Source organism: Vibrio sp. S17_S38 (assembly GCF_014694375.1).
Classification (GTDB): Bacteria; Pseudomonadota; Gammaproteobacteria; order Enterobacterales; family Vibrionaceae; genus Vibrio.
This window is the reverse complement of the sequence record NZ_JAAUWW010000002.1, coordinates 108250-126553: the sequence shown is the minus strand read 5'-3', so window position 1 is coordinate 126553 and position 18304 is coordinate 108250. Positions and strand designations below refer to the sequence as shown.

Here is an 18304-nt window from a genome sequence, read left to right as displayed (position 1 = left end):
GGAAATACCTTAAAGATTGAAAATGGATTTAAGAGAAACGAGGCTTATAAATAGCTCGGTTCATTGCCACCGCCAGCAGGATCACGTTCTTGCTCATCGGTGATTTTGCTTAACTTTTCAGTCAGCGTGTCGAACTTGGTGGAGAGGTCGTCCACTTTAGCGCTGAGCTCGGTAGTGTCGCCTTCCGGTTTATCGACTGGCGGTGTTTCGGGTTCTTGAGGTTTTAATTCAGTGACTGCAGCCGTGAGTAATGTAACCGCAGAAGTCAGCGCGTCAGTTTGTTCTTTTTGCGCTGCAAACATCGCCTTCGTTTCTTCGTTCATTTCAATGTCCTCTTTTTCGTGTTCTTTGGTTTGAGTATCAGGTTTGATACTCAGTAATCGTTTTAACCGGCTTAATAAATTGCGGTCTTCTTGTTCCTGGTTTGGCTCGTCTTGAGCTGTCCAGTTATCAATGCTCAATGTCGCGCCAGAGCTGAAATACTCACGGCTTTTACTGATGCTTTGAGCGCTTGCCGATAAGTGCATTTCAGTCGTACCCATGGATGCAGGTTCATCAGTTAACGCAAGCCCGGTTAAATAACTACGCCCGGTGTTTTGATAATTCCCTTCAATCTCACAAGAAGTATGCAAAAGCTGACCGTCTTCAATGGTTTTGAGTAATAAAGAATTAGGCTTTAGCACCGCAAAAAGTTGGTTGTCACGTTTCTCAACCGATAACACTGAACCGTATTTAGGGGCGTATCGAAAATGCTCGGGATTAATGCGAGCGTTGTAGTTTTTTGGGTCGTAAAGTTCGGCCATATCATCAATAACTTGTTGATCAATAAAACGACCATCAATGGTGGCACCAGCCGTTAATACGCAAATAGGTTCGGATTGAAACATGGGTTTGCCTCTTGTGATTTCTGAGTTTAATTTAGCGAAAACCACAGGCCTTTTATATTCATCTCGATCCTAAAACCTAAATCTAGAACGTTGATAAGCTGAGGAAAAACAAGGCTTATTGCACACTGCTAGCATGAATGATGAATGCCAACCAATTGATGAACCTCTCTACACCAGTGCGCAAACTTACGCGCTGGGCTATTACTTACGTCAGTACAAACCGGCGGAAATTGCCGAAAAGCTCAATGTGGCCACACGAACGGTTCAGCAGTGGATCTCAAAATTCGGTTGGAAGGTCATGCGCGATGATGCGCCGGTTGAATTAATGATGAGACAGCGCATTGCCTATTTGCTGTGGATTGACCAAAAACATGAGTCGCAGCTACAAGAATTAAAGTTGCTGCTTGATGAAAAACACACACGCGATGAGGCGATCAAAAAACAAGAGAAATCCAGCAGAGGGACTCATCAATCAGGGGCAGGCGAGAAAAGTAGACGAGGACGCCCATCCAATAAAAAGAAAAATGACATCTCCGGTATTACTGCTGAAATGCTGCGCGATTTTCGAGAGAAAACGTTCTTTCAATATCAAAAAGACATTCATGGTCATAAGCAAAATAATGACATTAATGAATTTAGATTTTACCTAAAGTCTCGCCAGATTGGTTTGACCTATTACTTTGCGTTTGAGGCATTTGAAGACGCGATACTCAATGGCGATAACCAAATATTTCTATCGGCTTCACGCAAGCAAAGTGAAATATTCAAAAACTACATTCGCCGCTTTGCGCTTGAAATTGGGGATGTGGAGTTAAAGGGTAAGGACGAGCTGTGGCTCTCCAATGGCGCTTGCTTAAACTTCCTCTCCACTAACGCTCGAACCAGCCAAGGCTTTAATGGTCATCTGTATTTTGATGAAGTGTTTTGGATACCCAAGTTTAAAGAGCTGGATGACTTTGCCGGCGGCATGTCCATTCAAGCGCAATACCGAACGACCTATTTATCCACGCCATCAAGCACCGCCCATGAAGCCTATCCAAAGTGGTCAGGCTTAAAAGAGCACGGCATTGATGTCAGCCATAAAGGACTTAAAAACGGTTCGATGGGTGTGGACGGTATTTTCCGTCAGGTGATCACGGTTGATGATGCAATAGCCGGCGGCGCGAACTTCTTTAACCTGGATAAGCTGCACCGTAAATACCCTGATAAATCGGTATTTAATAACCTTCTGCGCTGCGTGTTCCTCGATGACGCGACCTCGTTCTTTAGCATCAAAGCACTGTTGATGTGTAAAACCGATACCTCATTATGGAAAGATGTTGAATTAGACAACCTGCACCCGGTTGGACGGCGTGATGTTCTCGTCGGTTACGATCCTCGCGGTGGCGGTCAAGGGGAAGGCTCGGATGATGCAGGGCTGATTGTGGCTCTAAAGCCTATTCGCAAGGGGGGCGTGTTTCGCTTTCTGGAACGTATCCGCTTAAAAGGAGCCAGCTACGAAGCGCAAGCGCTTGCCATTGAAGACATCACCAAAAAATACAACGTGGTGCATCTTGAAATGGATGTAGGCGGTGTGGGCTCGGCGGTGGCTGAACTGGTTCGCAAGTTTTACCCAGCATTAATTGAAGTGGATTACTCACCTGAAATGAAACGTATGATGGCGTACAAGGCGCGTGAAATCATTAACGCTGGTCGGCTTCAGTTTGATGATGAGTGGGATGACCTGGTGCATTCCTTTTTGATGATAAGGCAACACACCACCAAAGCCAGTAACCAAATTACCTTTATTTCCAATCGCAGCAAAGTGGGCTCTCACGCCGATTTAGCCTGGGCGGCCATGCATGTGTTGCATTGGGAGCCGATTGATATTTTACGCGATGACAGCACCACGGTGTCATTCCTGTAGCGCATTAACACTAATTTTATAAGAGGCATATTGTGATCACATTTGATTCCCCTGAAAGCGTCATGAGCACCGATATTTTAAGTTACATGGAAGTGGCGTTAGTTGATGGATTGTACGAGCCACCGATTGCACTTGATACACTTGCCAAAGCGGTGCGTGCAAACCCCATGCATGGCTCGGCTTTGTATGTAAAAAGTAATATGGCGTCTAGCTCGGCTGAACTGTCGCCTTTGATCAAGCGTCGTGAGTTCAAACGTTTTATGGGGGACTTCTTGACCTTTGGTAATGGCTACCTTTCTATTGTCCGCAGCCGACTTGGCGATGTAGTGGCGATTAAACATTTGCCAGCCTTGTACATGCGGCGTAAAGAAAACATCAACGAATATACATACAAGCCTCGCGAATACAGCGATGAAGGCCGTGTGGATTATCGAGCCGGACAGGTCTTTCATTTAGGGGAATACGATGTGTGCCAAGAAATCTACGGCCTGCCGCAATACATTGGTGCGCTGAGTTCTATTTGGCTTAATGAAGATGCGACCTTGTTTCGGCGCAAATATTACTTGAATGGCTCTCACGCTGGTTATTTGCTGTATATGAACGATCCCAATTTAACCGGCGACCAAGAAAAAGATATTAAAGAAAAGTTATCCAAGAAAATCGCCTTCAAAAACTTGTTTATTAACGGCAAGGGTAAAGATGGAAAGCCGCCAACCCTAACCCCAATCGGGCAAGTGGAGGCGAAGGATGAATTCAAAAATATTAAGAGTAAAACCACGGAAGATGTACTGGCCAGTCACCGTATACCACTCGATTTAATGAGTATCGTTCGTGAAGGCTTTACGTCAAGTTCTGACCTCAACAAAGTCGATCGCGTGTTTTATAAAAATGAACTGGTACCGCTACTTGAGCAAGTGTGCGAACTGAATGATTTTGTGGGAATGGAGGTGGTGACGATTAAGGAATATGCGAGCTTGGAGTCAGAGGGTTAGATTCAAAAATGATGAAGTTAACTCATTTTTGCCCCGAAATCGTTTAGCTCAAGACTTATGACCACTCTCTCATGTCAGTTCTTGACCAACTTTCCCTAATAGCAGATTATGAGCTTGGTTGAGCATTTGCGCCTATGAAGACATGTTCTGTAATTTGTGATAGCAAGGAAGAATAAGATATATAAAACAGTATGTTGCTGTTATGATATCTGTGTTTTCTAAAATATTAGAAAGACAATGTGTGCTGAAAAGACACTGTTAGAACTATAAAAAAATGGGGTGTATTAATGGATAACGAAGAAAATAATTCATGGACAAACCTTTATAGAAAAGGAATATTATTTTCTTTAACTGGATTCATTTGTGTGTGTTTATGTTTTCTTATTGGATGGAATGGTTGGTTTAATTTTTTTGACGATAAGCCAGCTTTATGGTTTCAAAGAAGTGGATCTATCATGCTTGTCTTTTTAGTCATAGCGGACTATCACGTCTATAAAATGAGTAATGATGTCGATGATTTAGATGGATGTCCTCCATACGCAGTCCAAACCAAAGATAAATATCGGGTTTTCGTTAGGCCGTTGCCAGCAATTGCGTCACTTTTAACTTTAATTGCGACTTTGGTGTGTGGATATGGTGATTTGATATATACGGGGCTTTCATAGTTCTAACAATCCAATGCAATTGACGCAATCGATCTTCGCAGTTGCGGTTTAAAGTTTTTTAAACGCTTTGGTTACAGCGCAATGCGCAATTGATTGGGGCGTTAGCTTCACGAGGTAATATGAAAGTCATAAATAAGATTCTGGATGATTACACAGATTATTGCCATCAAAAACTTACCGAAGAATTCGGAACATATAGCCTTGGCGCATATGACCCTATTTATTTGTATCAGAGATATAAATGCAGAATTCTTGATAAGAAGCCAAGAACAGTTCTTGAGGCAAATGATTTAACAGTCCCACAAATTTATCAGTCTGCTTATCAAGAAATTATCAGTGACATTGAAAATGGTAATAATATAAAAAAATACCAAAGTAGAAATTTAAAAAAGCTAGATTACGATGATGACATGTTATCTCACTGGGGAATTCAACACTTTCATCTAGGACAAACTCTAGAAAATGATGGATATGTTAAAAGAACGGAAAATTTACTGTTCATTCATTTTTCTGAATCTCATGCGCACATCCTAGGGTTCTTTCATCATGGGGCATGGTCTGATCTAGACATTATCGAAATTCTCCACGAGAACTGGCCTCAGGAATTGGCTGTTTTTAAATCTGGAAGTAATGTTGCTGCTCTGACTGAATTGGAATATAAAACGCTACGAAAGAAACATGCTAATGCGAACGTAACAGTAAATGATGGAACAGAATATCTGTGTCCAGGCATGGGTGTAACTGCAAATGGCGCTCCCGTATTTGCAACAATGAATTCGCAAAAGGTAATTTTCATGTTTAATAGGGCATTTGAATTAATTCGTGAAAATATTGTACTGATACTTGAGTTAGATCCAGAACGACGAACGAGTGAGACATTAACGATTGGTATGGAGATAGTTGATTCAACGCATTCGATTGAATATCACATTAAGGAAACAGGTTTTAAATTTACATTATCAAGCTAACAATCCAACTCAATTGACTCAGTTAAACTCTGCGATTGTGGTTTGAAGTTTTTCAACGCTTTAATTACTGTAAAGTGTGCAATTGATTGGAACGTTATATTCTTAAGGAGCATCATGGGGCATTCAATATCTTTTTATAAAATATTCAGTGATTCAATGTTATTAGAACAAATTGTATCGGGAAGCCGTAGTTATATCGAGGCATTACATCTCTCATATTCAAATGAAAAAAGATATATCTATGAGATTACTGAATTGGGTTTTTCCTATGACGAATATTTAGGTTGGTTACACGAAAATGTTAGCTCATTGCTAATTCAATGTGCAACTCAAACTCGAATATATAAGGACACATACTCTCCTGATGAAGAACCTGAAGAAGGAGAAGAGTTTTACTCATCAGACATTGAAGCTTATGAACATTTTCCGAATATAGTTGAAGTAATTTCTGGAAAATTTAGACCTTCACTAAGGGAGTGTTGTAATAAAATTATTCATGCTGAAGCTTTTGAGTTGGAACTAGTAAGTAATGAAAGTACTAAAAAACACTGGAATGGGTTTTGTATTTTAAAAGGTACGTATAATCAGCATAACTGGCTCATTAAATTAGACGTCCGAAAATTTTGTATGGCAATTCGGTATTACTACGAAGTGGAAAAGAACTGATAGTAACTCGCAATGAATATAATAAACGCTCAAGGCATTAACATACTTTTCCTAATGCGATATAAACGCTTTAGAACACTAGGCCTAAATCATTTCTGTCCATCTTCGAGTCAGCGAAATCAGCGCTGGCTCACCTTTGCCCCAAAATGCGTTAGCCAGTAACCTTGCAACGGCTACAATGATTTTCTTTTTCCATATATATTTTCTCATGCTACATGTTGCTAACCCTGTATAGCTTGAAATTAGAATAATTGTTTTTTTAGTTAGAAAGCTAGGCATGCATGAATCAGAGAGATAGCTCCGATTTTTGGTTTGTTTTAGAGGCTTGTTAAATACACAGCTCTTTATCACGAGTTGGCTTTGGTAAACTATACGGGTTGTTTCCGCATTTTATGCTGAGTGAATATGAGATAAGCTCATACTTTATGAATAAATTGAGTAATTTAGCTTGTTGAATGAAAAAACGAATGGAAAGATTATACGGATTTTTTCCGTCTATTAAATTGTTATATTTTTAGGTAGATATAAATGAATTACGTTTCTGAATTTAGAAAAAAGAAAGGATTTGATAAGAAGTTAAATTTATCAAAAATCCAGGTTGCTTTAGAGTGTGCTAGTGAGGGTAATAAAATAGCATATGATTATATCGCAAATATAGATAATCAAACTGAAAAAGATGGCTTTATCGTTCATACACATTTAAATTTGATTACTCGTATTTATGAACAAATTGAAGGAATGCTAAGTTGTATTGCTACAGGATGTTATACAAGTGCAGAAGCCTTAGCTAGAGTTGTTCAGGAATCGTCTGTGAACTTAATGTATATGGCGCTGAATGGTGATGAACGTACAATTACTGCTTACATGGCTAAATGGCATGATGAACATATTAGAAAACTCAATGATTGGAAAAAAGAAGTTTCAGATAAAGATTATGCTAATGATGTAATCCCACTTATTGATGGTCGCATTAATACTGTTTCACATTATGCTGAATATATTGAATTGGCTAAATCAAATTTTTCAGTTACAGAAATTGAATATAATGACTTATGGTGTAACTCTTTATTTAAACGGTTTGAAAAATTAGGTAAAGCTGATGATTATTTTACAATCTACCATAGATTAAGTGGCTCTAGTCATATGACGGCAGAGGACACTGTACTTCATATGATGATGCTTCAATATCCAATAGAGGCTCGTCAGCTTATTTCATTTGAAGCTTGTTCATACTCTATCATGATGTCCCGAATCGTTACTAAATCATTTGTTGAAGCAATTACTTATTGTTGTATTCGACATAATATGATCGATGAGGAAAGTTTAAATCAGTTCAAACGACTATTAAGTAAATTAGCTATTTCTACAGCAGAAATAGCTAAAGATGCAGGAATTCCAAGTAGTAGCGAAGAAGATGGTAAAGAGCGAATTAATGAATTGCAGAATAGATTAGGTATATTTTTAAACCCAACGAAGTGAAAATATACCAAATGAATCAACACGATTTGCTACATTCGGCATTCTAGGTTTTCTTTTGGTTTATCGTGTTAAGTGGTAAATTTGAGCTTAATCTGCATAGTCGCAAACGTGTTATGCAGGCGTTATGCTTTTTTGCGAAGAAAAAGTGGCAGGTTTTCATTAGTTTTCAATAATAAGGACGTGATATGAAAAAAGTAGATTTATCATTGGCTGGCAATTACCTACATGAATCCGATGACTTAGGCGCATTAGAAAAATTTCTGATATCGGATGATTCTTTCTCAAAAACATCTATGAACTGTGCTATGTCGGCTTTGTTTGGTCGTATAGGTAATGCTCTTGATATAGATAAAGCGGTGTATGATCAACTATCAAATACAAACAAATTTCATCTTGCCCGAGGAGCTTTTCCAGATCGTGAACAAGAGTTGAGAGCTTACATTCTTGAAAGGTTTTATAAGTTCGTTAGCTAACTTGAGTACAAGCATAACAAACATTTAAGGCTTCAAGATACTTTTTCTAATCTGATAGAAGCGTTTTGATGCGACAGCTCTAAAACGCTTCTGTCCAATAATCATCTAGTCACACACTCAATTGGTAGATTGTTAATATAACCTTGCAACCCCTTTATTTGGGTGTTGACGGTGACGATTTCTTGTCTGAGACGAATATAATCTTGTCTAAGCTTTTCTGTAGATTTGGCGGCGGTTGCATCAACCACGCTGGCGGTGGTGGTGATGTTGGGCATTGGGCAATTGGCTGTGGTGACACGCAGCCGGCTAGGGTCACGCTCAATGTAATTATCAAGAACATCAATTTTATTTCTTTCACTGCTCAGTTCCTGCTGTAAGTTATTGTCGAGTTGTTTGTTCTTAGCTATTTGAGCCGTCATGCCAACAATGGTTATGCTTTGTGCTTTAGCCTGGCGTTGAGAGTTGGCTAGTGAGGTTTCTAATTGATTATTTTGAACATACAAATAGGCCAATACAGAAACTAAGACAATCAGCCCAATAGATTTCAAATTGGCAATAATATTCATGCTAACCCCAACCATTCAAGCAGACGTCCTTTTCTGTCTCGCGTCTCTTAGGAATGCCTGCGCAATTACTGCCTTCTAAACGACAATTTTGGCCATCAACATAAACCCATCGTAAATACTGCCAACACGCACCAGAGTTATCGCCTTGATTGAATTTTTTGAGCAATGTTGACTTGGTAAAGTTACTTGCGCCAAGGTTAAAAACAAAACTCACCATCATGTCATATTCGCCCTGACTCGGCTTTTGGGTAATATGCTTATTGACCACCGCTTCCGCTTGCCCAACATCTTTTACAAAGTATTCGGCGATCTCTTTATTGGTTGCTTTCATGCCAGGCTTAATACCTTTGGTATGCCCTAAACCTACGGTCCAAACATGGGCGCTGCATTGATAGGCTTTTGAGCGACAACCTTCTTCGTTGGCAATGTGACGAAGGCCGTTTTCACTCACCTGTAAGCCATCATCAATATTAAATACAATGGCCAAGATGGCGGTTACCGAACATATTACGGCTTGGGTGGCTTTGGTTTTTAAGTTCATGAGGAGGTTTCCTCTTCGTCCATCATGGAATCATCCCCACTTTTTAACCGAGCCAATTTAGCCTTATTTAATTGTGTCGCGACCGCATAGTGCCGAATGGCCATCACACCGGAAATAATACCAACCGTAATAGCTATCAATTGAGCGAGGTCATTCATGCCAAAGCTGATCAGCGTTGCCACGATAGAAGTGCCTATTTTTTTTAATCCGGCCATATCAAGGAATGAAATTACCATCACCTTAAACTCCATTTCATTCATGCTTAGAATTCTCTTTATTATTTGAAATATGCCGACTGAAAATACATTCATCGCACGCAAGAACGGCGAGCGCTTGTAAGTTTGTCTGATTTGAGCTTTAGCTTATCGCGCGAGGAAGATAGGAAAAACGAATGCTTCTCCTATATCTTTCAGTTAGAAAGAGTCGCTTAATGTCGGTGAATACATTAAGCGACTTTAGTGTTTTTAATGAAGATTATGAAGTGAGTGGCGCTGGCCAAGGGTTTGAATTTTGTATTTCAACTCGCGCGGCTAATACTTGAGTCTCGATGTCGCTTACTTCACTTTCAAAACCTTGCAAGCGTTTTATATTGGCTTCTGCTATCAAGGGATCACAAACTCTTATATAGAGCTGACGGCGATCATCATCGACTTGGTTAAAGTCACCGATATATTGATTTTCTTTATTGGTTACCCACGCTTGATTAATCCATTCATCATATTGAGTCTTAGGCTGCTCAAGAGTGAACCCTTCTTTAATCTCGCCCAGTTCCTGCACGACTTCAGAGTGTGTTGCATCGGTGCAATCGTAAATAATACTGTCTCTAAAATCCGCAATATATGCCCACTCAGTTTCGACTAGTCGAACCGCATGGCCCTCTTTTAGCTTTGGTGGTTCCACATAAGTATGATTGTCTGGTAGCGTAAAATTATAATCAGAAACAATCAGCTCATTACCTTCGCTATCCCAATAAGGTTTACCAATTTCAATATCATAAATAAGCCACTTTTCATCTTGATAAAGTACGGTTTGTGTTTGGATATCATATTCTGGCGGAGCTTCTAATACCGCCCACTCAGGGTAATCGCCATCGGGCAACCCAATGACACATTGTTGTCCATTTGGAGTCCAAAATTCATCCAATGCTTTGTTTTTAATTTCAGTCCATACATCTAACTCGACGTCATATTTACCAATCATTCCATCGCTGCTCGGTGTGTAAATATTCTCGGTATAATCTGCGCCTAATGCGGTGCCTTTCGCTACATTCTCTTCTGTATTTCCTAGCCACCATCCTTCAGGATGAATTCGAGAGACGGATAAAATAATTGATTTAGGTTGAATGGCATTCATTAGGCAAGTCTCACTATCCAGTTAAATTTACGGTGGTTGATGGTATTTTTAAGTGCGCCAAATAAAGCGATCACAACACTATGAGCATGAGAGCCAATCGCAACGGTATGGTTATGAGAGTCTGTGCTGGTTGTTTTTGTGCTTGTATTTAATTTATTTCCACCACCCGAGAAGTTAGTGCTACCGGCTGTAGGTCCATAAAAGCCAGCAAGTGTATGACTATGTGCATCAGTACTAGTTGTCTTTGTACCCAAGTCAGCAGAACTCACCGTAGAGTTGGGGTGTCCGTGCTCTTTGACTTGCCCCTCCTCATACGCGAGAACCAATTCACCATCTTCTTTACCAATAATGCCAAGCCCGCGCATATCAGGAATAATGCCGTCTGGGTAGAGTTTGGCGAGCTCTGGGTTGGCGACAATATCAAAAGCCTGCCCTTTATGAATGGCAAACCCTTCTGGCGCGGTATCGGAGCCCCAAGGCAGAGGAACGCCAACTGGGCAAATGCGTTTTGCAATACCAAGCCATAGGTTTTCAACCAATGTATTGATCACATAACTGGCACTTAATGCTCGCGTGAATTTTTTAATGGTGAGGAACGCGCTGTCGTCGGTACCGTCATCGACTTGTTCATTGGTGACTATCTTTGCAATGCCGGCAATGGTTTCGGTTGCATAGGGCGTTCCCATTATTTCAACGGTGATGTTGGTAATTTCAGAGCCGGCAAGATTGAGTTCAAACGCCTCGGTGATAATCGTATTTGAGCGCTTTAGTGACATGATTTCGCCACCGCGGCTATCTACGGCAAATAGAGTCCCATCTTCTAAAAAGTACCCAATCTCTTTACCTTCAAAAGCAGAGTCATCATCAAACACCGCTTCAAAATGTAATTGACCAAGGGTAGGAACTGCGCCACGGCTTAATGGTTCTCGAGATATTTCTTGCTTTAATTGCGTTTGGTCTACGGTAGGTAAATAACCTTCAAGCCCAATGGCAATATGCGTGATTTTATATTCCACGCCCAGCTCTTGAGCGTGAATGGATGCGGCAATACCCGCATCGGTAATAACAAGACTCATGATGTAACCTCATGTTGAGTGGTGTTTCGGATATGACGAGCATTGGCTGCTTGAATATATTCGGTTGCACTGGTATTCGCTATCCACTGAATTTCAGTGTGAGGCAACCTCACACCTTCAAAATCGTTAAAGGCGCTTTCACTTCGGCAATTATTCGCAAGAGATACGTTGATTAAGTTCGGTGTCGCTTTATCATCAAACACCAACCCTTGAGTGCTTTGATTGAGAAGGCTCTGATAATCGGCAATCTTCCAGCCAAATAGGCTTTCGGAAAAATCAGACAGCAGAGCGAGTTGGAGCTCATCATGCGTAACTTTGAAATCTGTCGCCATGCCTTTGATAACACCGGTGAGTTCGGTGTTGATTTCCTCTTGCCAATACTGACCTTTAGGCAATAAGTGTCGAATCGCTTGCTCAAAATCTTGAGTGGTGTAATCAACGACTAAGTCAGAGGTGTCCATGTCACCTCCCCAAGAATATGAATTTCACTATCGGTAATAAATTGCTCTTCGGTTGGCTGCTTTACGATGTAATTACTGGTTATAGGCGCAATGGCCAGCACAATCTCCGTTGGCGTAATGCTTACTTGAACCGGTGGATTGACGGATTCGTCACGTTGCCCCATTTTGTCTTTAAATAAATCTTCCAAAGCGATGATGATATCGGTGCGAGTGGCGTCGTCTTGAACATTTTGAATTTCAATATCGACTGCTTTATGGGTAGGAATGGCCACGGTTGGATGACAACCGGCTAAACGTTCTGCATCAATATGTGTTTGTACGGTAGAAACCACTTCGGGCCCAACGGTTGGATCATTTTCACGTGCGCCAATATAGACTTGAACGAGCCCACGTTCTGGAGTGTTATCCAGCGCCCAGGCATAATCAACATCGGCATGCGCCGATAACGCCCAGCTTTCATAATCTTCACGGCGTCCCACTTCTTCACCTTGATTGTAAGCGGTACAAATTCGCCCTCGCCAATGCTCGATATTTTCAATTGGTGCGCCGCCATCAAAGCCCAAACACAACACGTTATCTGGACTGACGCCGCTAATGGCTTTTGATAAGGTTAAAATACTGCCTTCAGGTAGATTCCCTTCAACGCCCGCGAGTAGGGCCGTGATGGCTACGTCTTCATCGGACATTTGAGCTTGCAGCGTTTGGTACTCATTGCCGGCTTTATCAATTAAAACCGTTGATTGGGGGATCAGCACTGCTTCACTTAATGACTCAAACCGCACCAAGCCTTGAGCAAAAGTCGGTAAGAGTCGTTCAACATCATGACGCTGAGCATGCAAATATAACCAAGGCTCTGAGGCGGTTTCGGGCTGCATTTCACGAAACAGTTGGTCTTGATAGCCATACTGGCCATAACTGACACCAGCAATGGCGCAAGCTATCGCGTGAATGGCTGGGTTGTTTTGGCCAGTTGTGGTGATAAGTGTCGAGGTTGCTCGGTTAATTAAGGCTTGTAGGCTGCGTTGCGTACTCATAAAGGCACCTCAAATTGTGAGCCATCGTTTAATGTTAATGTCACGCTTCTGGCTAATGCGGTAGCGGAAATAACAGCAACTTGAACGTTAATGCTTTGGACATGTCCAGCATCGACGAGCCACGCCAATGCATCTTCATAAAAGCGCTCTGCACGACTGGCGGCTTGGGCGGTATTCTTTTCTCTGGCTAATGTCCAATCACGCGAGCCTACACCTGGAGCATATTGCTCGGACCACATGCCACCACGCTCATCATTATTCATGCGAGCGCGATCATTTTTGGTGGAAGCACTGTGATTTAATAAGCTTTGCAGCACCGCATGTTTAAGGCCATCTTGGGTGGTCATGGAAGACGTTAACGCGGATAAAGAAAAGTAATTCATGTGACTTTATAACTCCCTGCAGAGCTGCCTTTATTGACGACGACTACTGCATTAGTGGTGATTTCTTCCACCACGGCATTGGCAATGGCTTCAGCTAAATCGGCAGATTTGGCAAACTCACCTTCGGTGATAAATCCTTTGCCTTTCATCTGCGTAATGATTTTGGTTTTTAGTGAGCTATTTGAAATAGGCATCAGCGATATGCTCCTTGTACTACTTTTGTGCGGTCACGGTTTTGGAACCGTCAACATGTGGGCCGCCAGTATAAGGGCAAATGCTTTCGCAAGTAATAACGCCAGTACCATCGTTTAATTTAATATTTTTGGCATTCACGGTGACATCGCCCAGTGAGGTAATGTTGATGCCGTTACTTGTAAAATGAGTGAGATTACCTTTGTCATCGAGTATGGCCACTTCGCCTTCTTTTAATTCCATTTCGTGCCGTTCGTCCTCAACACAGACCGATACGCCTCGACTTAACACACCGCCAAGAAATAAAACATAACTGCGCGCACCAACTTTGGGGTGACTCATAAAGCCGTAATTGTGCAGGCGTTTAATGCGATCGTTTGTCTTACCGGTTGAAGTTTGAATTTGCAGCATCTTGGTATCGGAGCCTGTGACCGAACCGATCACTATCATGTTTTTGATGCGACTCATTAAACGGTTAAACATGGATTGGTCAGACATGAGATGTCTCCGCAAAAGGTCGAAATAAGGTCAATGAGGTTTTGGTGCTGGAATCATCCACTGATATTGAAACCGATTTGATTAATAGCGTTTCATTAAAGCTTTGGTATTGGTCAATCACTCGAATGGTGCGATTGATAGCGCTGCCAGTAAAAACATCCATCACATCATCAATGGATACGGAAGCGTTTAAGCCTTTGGCTATGGCAAGTGAGCGCTCATATTGGGCGCGTGATTGGCATGCTTCTGCGCTTTGCAGTTGGTCGCACACAAAGACGGTTTTTCTCATGGTATTGGCCGGTGCGTAGGTGACGGTTGCATGCGCGTCGTCCCATTGCCCCTGCACTTCAATGTGATAAAACTGATTGGTGAAGTTGCGCTCTAGGTTTAAGGCGCTGATATTGAGACCCACCTCCAATGACGCCCCACTTACGGCTGCGTGAGCTGGATTTTCAATGGTTAATACGCCGTCTCGCTCAACTAAAATAAAGCCTTGTTCTTTGACGAGTTGCGACAGGTTATCGACTGGTGATTCTGCATTAATTTGAAACTCTTCAACCAGTTTGGTGTTGACCAGGCTATTGACCGTCAATCCAAAATCTTTGGCAATGCTGCGCAATAATACTTCCAATGATTGGCCGTACTGCGCGTCCATGGTGATACGTGAATCAATCATGTTGGCGCTTTTTGAACGTCCTGAAATATCCATGGAATACGAACTGGTTTGAGTTGACGTTGAAGCGTTATCAATTGCCCCTGAAAAAATACGCTTACCATCCAGCTTAAATTCAACCGACAACGGGCGATTTATGACAGTAGGTTCAATGGTGCAACGAAAAGTGTGCGCTAGTTGCTCAATGTCATAAGTCAGCTCGGCACTTATAAATGCCACCGGTTTCTTATCTATGAGTAAAGTGAGGATGCTCATAGGTTCACGCCCACCGCCACATCGCCGCGTAAGAACAACGGGTGCTGACTGGCATTTAAGGCGGTAATAAGCGCTTCACCTTGATAGGTATTATGACCAATCACTAACGCCGGTTGAAAGCGTGCTAACTCCACATAACGTTTAGGCAGGCTGCCGTTTTTAACCTTGTCACTTTGAGCTCCAACGTTTTCATTTAACGTGGTAAGGGAATCAAACAGCGCCAGACTTTCTAATGTGGACACGACGGTGACGTCGCTAATACAAACGCCAAGTTGAATGGTAATGCGATCGATATCGCTGAGCGTGATAGCTGGCTGGGATGTCGCATCGATGACACTATAGGTTGGTGTTTCTTCTAGGTGAGCAATATCTTTACTCATTTTGACGGCGGCCACGGTGGCTTGAACGTTGTAATGAGCACTTGGCGTGTTGGGGTTAATACTGTCCAACATACTAGCCTGGGCCATGCGCGAGTTATCAACTGCCTCATTGACGGCATCATCTTCCGACTGAACCGCACTCGCCACACTATCAATGGTTTTACTGAGTTGCTCAGCAAATTGAGCCGGCGCGTTGGCGATACTGGATATAGCCACCATCGCACTATTGAGTTCTTGGTTTAATGAAGACAGCACTTGGCTCGGAACGCTTAACCGAGTCGCAATTCCGGTGAGCTCTCCAACAAAATTTGTAAAATCAGACTGCAAACTGCGGATGTCGCTGATACCCATACCATTCACATCGTCCACGAACGTTTCAGTGGAAAGCTTCTCAACCGCATCGGTTTGCTCGATAAGGGTAGTGACCGCCGCACTTGTGCTAACCGTGGCAGTTGGCTTGGTATTACGGATAAAAGTTAGGCTGAGAGTAACGAGTCCCAATGTGGTGTTGATTTTTTGCGAGTAGGTATTAAAAACTAAAGGCAGCTCGCCTAACCATGGGTGTTCAAGCTCACCTTTTGGGGTTTGGTTTAGACTTGCCAATAAAGCATTGGAATCGTTTAACGAATCACTCCCGACGAAGACGACATCCAGATCAACTTTATTCGCAGCGGTTCCCATGACCTTAATATTAGGTAAATCGGCATAAGGGATCTCGGAAACCTGCAGACGTTTTCCACCATCAAGCGACGTGCCGAGTATGTTGAGCGTTAGTCCATTCCAACGACCTTGCTCGTACTTTCTTTCCCACATACACCACGCCCACGAAAGCTTGCCTAAATCGGCAGATATAACACTGGGTGGGCACGCTTTTATGCTTAACCGGGCTCACCCCCTCCTCCCCACCAAAATTCAGACCTATAAAAAAACGAAAAATAGGCGCAATCGGTGAGGACAGAGATATTATGAGCAAGTCTTTGTTTAATGGGTACTTCGGGGTATTGTCGATAGGGTTTCTAGAGATCCTGTAAGATCGCAAACGTGCGTTTTTTGCGATCATGCGATCTTTCAATTAGTAATAATAAAGCCCACCGATTGGTGGGCTTATTTTTATGCTGAATGTTGCAGTTCGTGAGCCGCAGCTACTTGTAAAAAGTGGCTGCGATTTTTATAGAGATCAGGGTGAGCTTTTACTTGTTCATCAATCTTTTTAGATAATAAGTTCGGAAGCGTCACATTTAATTTACTGGATTTACCTAAATAAGGCTCGATGTCAATTTCAACAACCGCCCATGCCCAGCCTGTATATTCTTCGTCTTTTTGCCACTCTGATAATGATTTAGCTTGAGGAGGCAATCGACCTTCTTCGGCTAAATCCTCTAAATAAAAGTCAGCCGCTTCTTTAGCGTTGGCTAACGCTTCTTCTAAACTATCACCTGCAGAGAAACATCCTGGTAAATCAGGAAATGCAACGCTGTAAGCGTGTGTATCGTCTCCGATTTCAATTGCGATTGGATATAACATAGTGATTTCCTTTGTCGTTTTGTGCTAAGCACGTGAAATATCGTGTGTGCTGTTAAGGGGGCTTAAAGCCCCGCTTGTTTTTTCAGTTTATTGACCAATCCTATTTTTAAATCTTTCTTAGGATGGGGAACAATAATGGGGTCTTTAAAGTCAGGATGTCGAAATTTATGATGACTTCCTCTAATACTTTTAAGCTCCCATCCGTTCTTTTTCAAAAGTTTGATGAGGTCTGCACTTGTCACGCTATCTCCTGTTTTGTTTAACTTGGGGTTATAATAACCCTTTCATTTGTTTGAGTCAATATTTATAACCCTGATAACTCTTACTTTGTTGCGCTCTGCAATTCATGATAAAGCGGAATATAGTTAACCCAATAATTTGATTGCATTGCTCACTTAATGCCTGTTGTGTGGGTTTACCTAATTGCGTTAGGTAGGAGTCTAAGGGTGAAGCGTTCGAGTTTGCTTTTCGCCATTTAAGGACTAAGGCTTATAAATTAAACCTTAGTACAGTAAGAGGAATGAAAATTATAAGACCAATTTTTCTGGGGTATATTTAGCAATATCAGAACTCAATATTTTCTCGTTAAATTGAGTGATAAAATCTGCGATATTACAATCCATATCAATATCAGTGAAATCAAAGCAAGAATAATCCCACCACTTTAATACGTTTAGAGTTTTAATTTCATCTTCAGTAAACCGATATCTTATAACTTTTGCTGGAACACCACCCACAATAGAGTAGCTAGGTACATCCTTAGTCACCACCGAGTTCGCCGCTATAATGGCACCATTATTAATGGTAATACCGGGCTTAAGTGTGACATCTTGACCAATCCATACATCATTCTTAATTTCAATATGCTTACTTTTAGCAATATCTTTAAACTTTAAGTTAGGTCGACTTACTAAGAAATCGGCATTGTATGTAATTGGTGATGTAGTAAAACGATCTGTTGGGTGCTCATCACCAAATATTTTTAATCCCCTCGCAATAGAACAATAGCGACCAATGACCATGTCTAGAGGAAGTCGAGAGTGTGAGTATGAGAACGCGCCCATTGAGCAAATGTTTTTCGTTTTATGAAAATTACAGAATGGCTCAATATGTACAGGTGCACTCGAACACCGAACATTAGTGAATAGCCCTTTTCTTATAGATATTTTATTTTCTTTAAAGGTTCTAATTAACTTAGGAGTTAGTCGTATTTTTCTCATAACATCGCCACGATAAAAACTTATGCAAATAATAGGTTTAGTAACATTTCTACTTAAAACAAGGTAAGGATACAGTATTTTCTTTCAAATACTGAATAGTTACTTTCCGATC

Annotated in this window: 23 protein-coding genes; 7 read left to right on the top strand and 16 right to left on the bottom strand. The window is 41.6% G+C overall.

The window, feature by feature from the left end:
* Nucleotides 1-44: 44 nt before the first annotated feature.
* Nucleotides 45-887 carry a GPO family capsid scaffolding protein gene (locus tag HC725_RS02165; RefSeq protein WP_190330124.1) on the bottom strand — a complete coding sequence of 281 codons (843 nt, stop codon included), beginning with the start codon at nucleotides 885-887 and terminating at the stop codon, nucleotides 45-47.
* Between the two features lie 133 nt (nucleotides 888-1020).
* On the opposite strand from HC725_RS02165, the gene HC725_RS02160 reads away from it, so the two are divergent.
* From HC725_RS02160 to HC725_RS02130, 7 genes are all read left to right on the top strand, one after another.
* Nucleotides 1021-2793: a terminase large subunit domain-containing protein gene (locus HC725_RS02160; RefSeq protein WP_190330123.1), complete on the top strand. Its 1773-nt coding sequence runs from the start codon at nucleotides 1021-1023 to the stop codon at nucleotides 2791-2793.
* 62 nt (nucleotides 2794-2855) lie between these two features.
* Nucleotides 2856-3785 carry a phage portal protein gene (locus HC725_RS02155; RefSeq protein ID WP_190330293.1) on the top strand — a complete coding sequence of 310 codons (930 nt, stop codon included), beginning with the start codon at nucleotides 2856-2858 and terminating at the stop codon, nucleotides 3783-3785.
* Between the two features lie 287 nt (nucleotides 3786-4072).
* Nucleotides 4073-4450: a hypothetical protein gene (locus tag HC725_RS02150; protein ID WP_190330122.1), complete on the top strand. Its 378-nt coding sequence runs from the start codon at nucleotides 4073-4075 to the stop codon at nucleotides 4448-4450.
* A 119-nt stretch (nucleotides 4451-4569) separates the two neighbouring features.
* Nucleotides 4570-5418: a hypothetical protein gene (locus tag HC725_RS02145; protein ID WP_190330121.1), complete on the top strand. Its 849-nt coding sequence runs from the start codon at nucleotides 4570-4572 to the stop codon at nucleotides 5416-5418.
* A gap of 114 nt (nucleotides 5419-5532) precedes the next feature.
* The gene (locus tag HC725_RS02140; RefSeq protein WP_190330120.1) at nucleotides 5533-6084 is read left to right on the top strand and encodes a hypothetical protein; all 552 of its coding nucleotides are present in this window, start codon (nucleotides 5533-5535) and stop codon (nucleotides 6082-6084) included.
* 528 nt (nucleotides 6085-6612) lie between these two features.
* Entirely contained in the window at nucleotides 6613-7563 is a 951-nt protein-coding gene (locus tag HC725_RS02135; RefSeq protein WP_190330119.1) for a DUF5677 domain-containing protein, read from the top strand.
* Between the two features lie 185 nt (nucleotides 7564-7748).
* Nucleotides 7749-8036 carry a hypothetical protein gene (locus HC725_RS02130; protein ID WP_190330118.1) on the top strand — a complete coding sequence of 96 codons (288 nt, stop codon included), beginning with the start codon at nucleotides 7749-7751 and terminating at the stop codon, nucleotides 8034-8036.
* A gap of 101 nt (nucleotides 8037-8137) precedes the next feature.
* Here the strand turns inward: HC725_RS02130 and HC725_RS02125 are convergent, their stop codons facing one another.
* From HC725_RS02125 to HC725_RS02055, 15 genes are all read right to left on the bottom strand, one after another.
* Nucleotides 8138-8602, bottom strand: coding sequence for a lysis system i-spanin subunit Rz (locus tag HC725_RS02125; protein WP_190330117.1), 465 nt, complete (start codon nucleotides 8600-8602; stop codon nucleotides 8138-8140).
* A gap of 1 nt (nucleotide 8603) precedes the next feature.
* A complete protein-coding gene (locus tag HC725_RS02120) occupies nucleotides 8604-9143 on the bottom strand; it encodes a lysozyme (protein ID WP_190330116.1) in 540 nt (179 codons plus the stop codon).
* Nucleotides 9140-9379 carry a hypothetical protein gene (locus HC725_RS02115; RefSeq protein ID WP_342365914.1) on the bottom strand — a complete coding sequence of 80 codons (240 nt, stop codon included), beginning with the start codon at nucleotides 9377-9379 and terminating at the stop codon, nucleotides 9140-9142. The genes HC725_RS02120 and HC725_RS02115 overlap by 4 nt, the downstream gene beginning before the upstream one ends.
* A gap of 238 nt (nucleotides 9380-9617) precedes the next feature.
* Nucleotides 9618-10496, bottom strand: a complete 879-nt coding sequence (locus HC725_RS02110; protein ID WP_190330114.1) for a hypothetical protein — start codon at nucleotides 10494-10496, stop codon at nucleotides 9618-9620.
* Nucleotides 10496-11572 carry a tail fiber protein gene (locus HC725_RS02105; protein ID WP_190330113.1) on the bottom strand — a complete coding sequence of 359 codons (1077 nt, stop codon included), beginning with the start codon at nucleotides 11570-11572 and terminating at the stop codon, nucleotides 10496-10498. The genes HC725_RS02110 and HC725_RS02105 overlap by 1 nt, the downstream gene beginning before the upstream one ends.
* Complete coding sequence (locus HC725_RS02100; protein WP_190330112.1) at nucleotides 11569-12033, bottom strand: hypothetical protein; 465 nt, start codon at nucleotides 12031-12033, stop codon at nucleotides 11569-11571. Before HC725_RS02100 ends, HC725_RS02105 begins: the two co-directional genes overlap by 4 nt.
* Complete coding sequence (locus tag HC725_RS02095) at nucleotides 12015-13067, bottom strand: baseplate J/gp47 family protein (protein WP_190330111.1); 1053 nt, start codon at nucleotides 13065-13067, stop codon at nucleotides 12015-12017. The genes HC725_RS02100 and HC725_RS02095 overlap by 19 nt, the downstream gene beginning before the upstream one ends.
* Nucleotides 13064-13450 carry a phage GP46 family protein gene (locus tag HC725_RS02090; RefSeq protein ID WP_190330110.1) on the bottom strand — a complete coding sequence of 129 codons (387 nt, stop codon included), beginning with the start codon at nucleotides 13448-13450 and terminating at the stop codon, nucleotides 13064-13066. Before HC725_RS02090 ends, HC725_RS02095 begins: the two co-directional genes overlap by 4 nt.
* Nucleotides 13447-13644: a hypothetical protein gene (locus HC725_RS02085; protein WP_190330109.1), complete on the bottom strand. Its 198-nt coding sequence runs from the start codon at nucleotides 13642-13644 to the stop codon at nucleotides 13447-13449. Before HC725_RS02085 ends, HC725_RS02090 begins: the two co-directional genes overlap by 4 nt.
* 19 nt (nucleotides 13645-13663) lie before the next feature.
* Entirely contained in the window at nucleotides 13664-14140 is a 477-nt protein-coding gene (locus tag HC725_RS02080; RefSeq protein WP_238928402.1) for a phage baseplate assembly protein domain-containing protein, read from the bottom strand.
* Entirely contained in the window at nucleotides 14133-15068 is a 936-nt protein-coding gene (locus tag HC725_RS02075) for a phage tail protein (RefSeq protein ID WP_190330108.1), read from the bottom strand. The genes HC725_RS02080 and HC725_RS02075 overlap by 8 nt, the downstream gene beginning before the upstream one ends.
* Nucleotides 15065-16261 carry a DNA circularization N-terminal domain-containing protein gene (locus tag HC725_RS02070; RefSeq protein ID WP_190330107.1) on the bottom strand — a complete coding sequence of 399 codons (1197 nt, stop codon included), beginning with the start codon at nucleotides 16259-16261 and terminating at the stop codon, nucleotides 15065-15067. Before HC725_RS02070 ends, HC725_RS02075 begins: the two co-directional genes overlap by 4 nt.
* A gap of 297 nt (nucleotides 16262-16558) precedes the next feature.
* The gene (locus tag HC725_RS02065) at nucleotides 16559-16972 is read right to left on the bottom strand and encodes a type II toxin-antitoxin system HicB family antitoxin (protein ID WP_190330106.1); all 414 of its coding nucleotides are present in this window, start codon (nucleotides 16970-16972) and stop codon (nucleotides 16559-16561) included.
* Nucleotides 16973-17034: 62 nt separating this feature from the next.
* Nucleotides 17035-17214 carry a type II toxin-antitoxin system HicA family toxin gene (locus HC725_RS02060; protein WP_100801454.1) on the bottom strand — a complete coding sequence of 60 codons (180 nt, stop codon included), beginning with the start codon at nucleotides 17212-17214 and terminating at the stop codon, nucleotides 17035-17037.
* Nucleotides 17215-17499: 285 nt separating this feature from the next.
* On the bottom strand, nucleotides 17500-18192 hold the full coding sequence (locus tag HC725_RS02055) for a CatB-related O-acetyltransferase (protein WP_190330105.1): 693 nt from the start codon (nucleotides 18190-18192) through the stop codon (nucleotides 17500-17502).
* Nucleotides 18193-18304 lie beyond the last annotated feature (112 nt).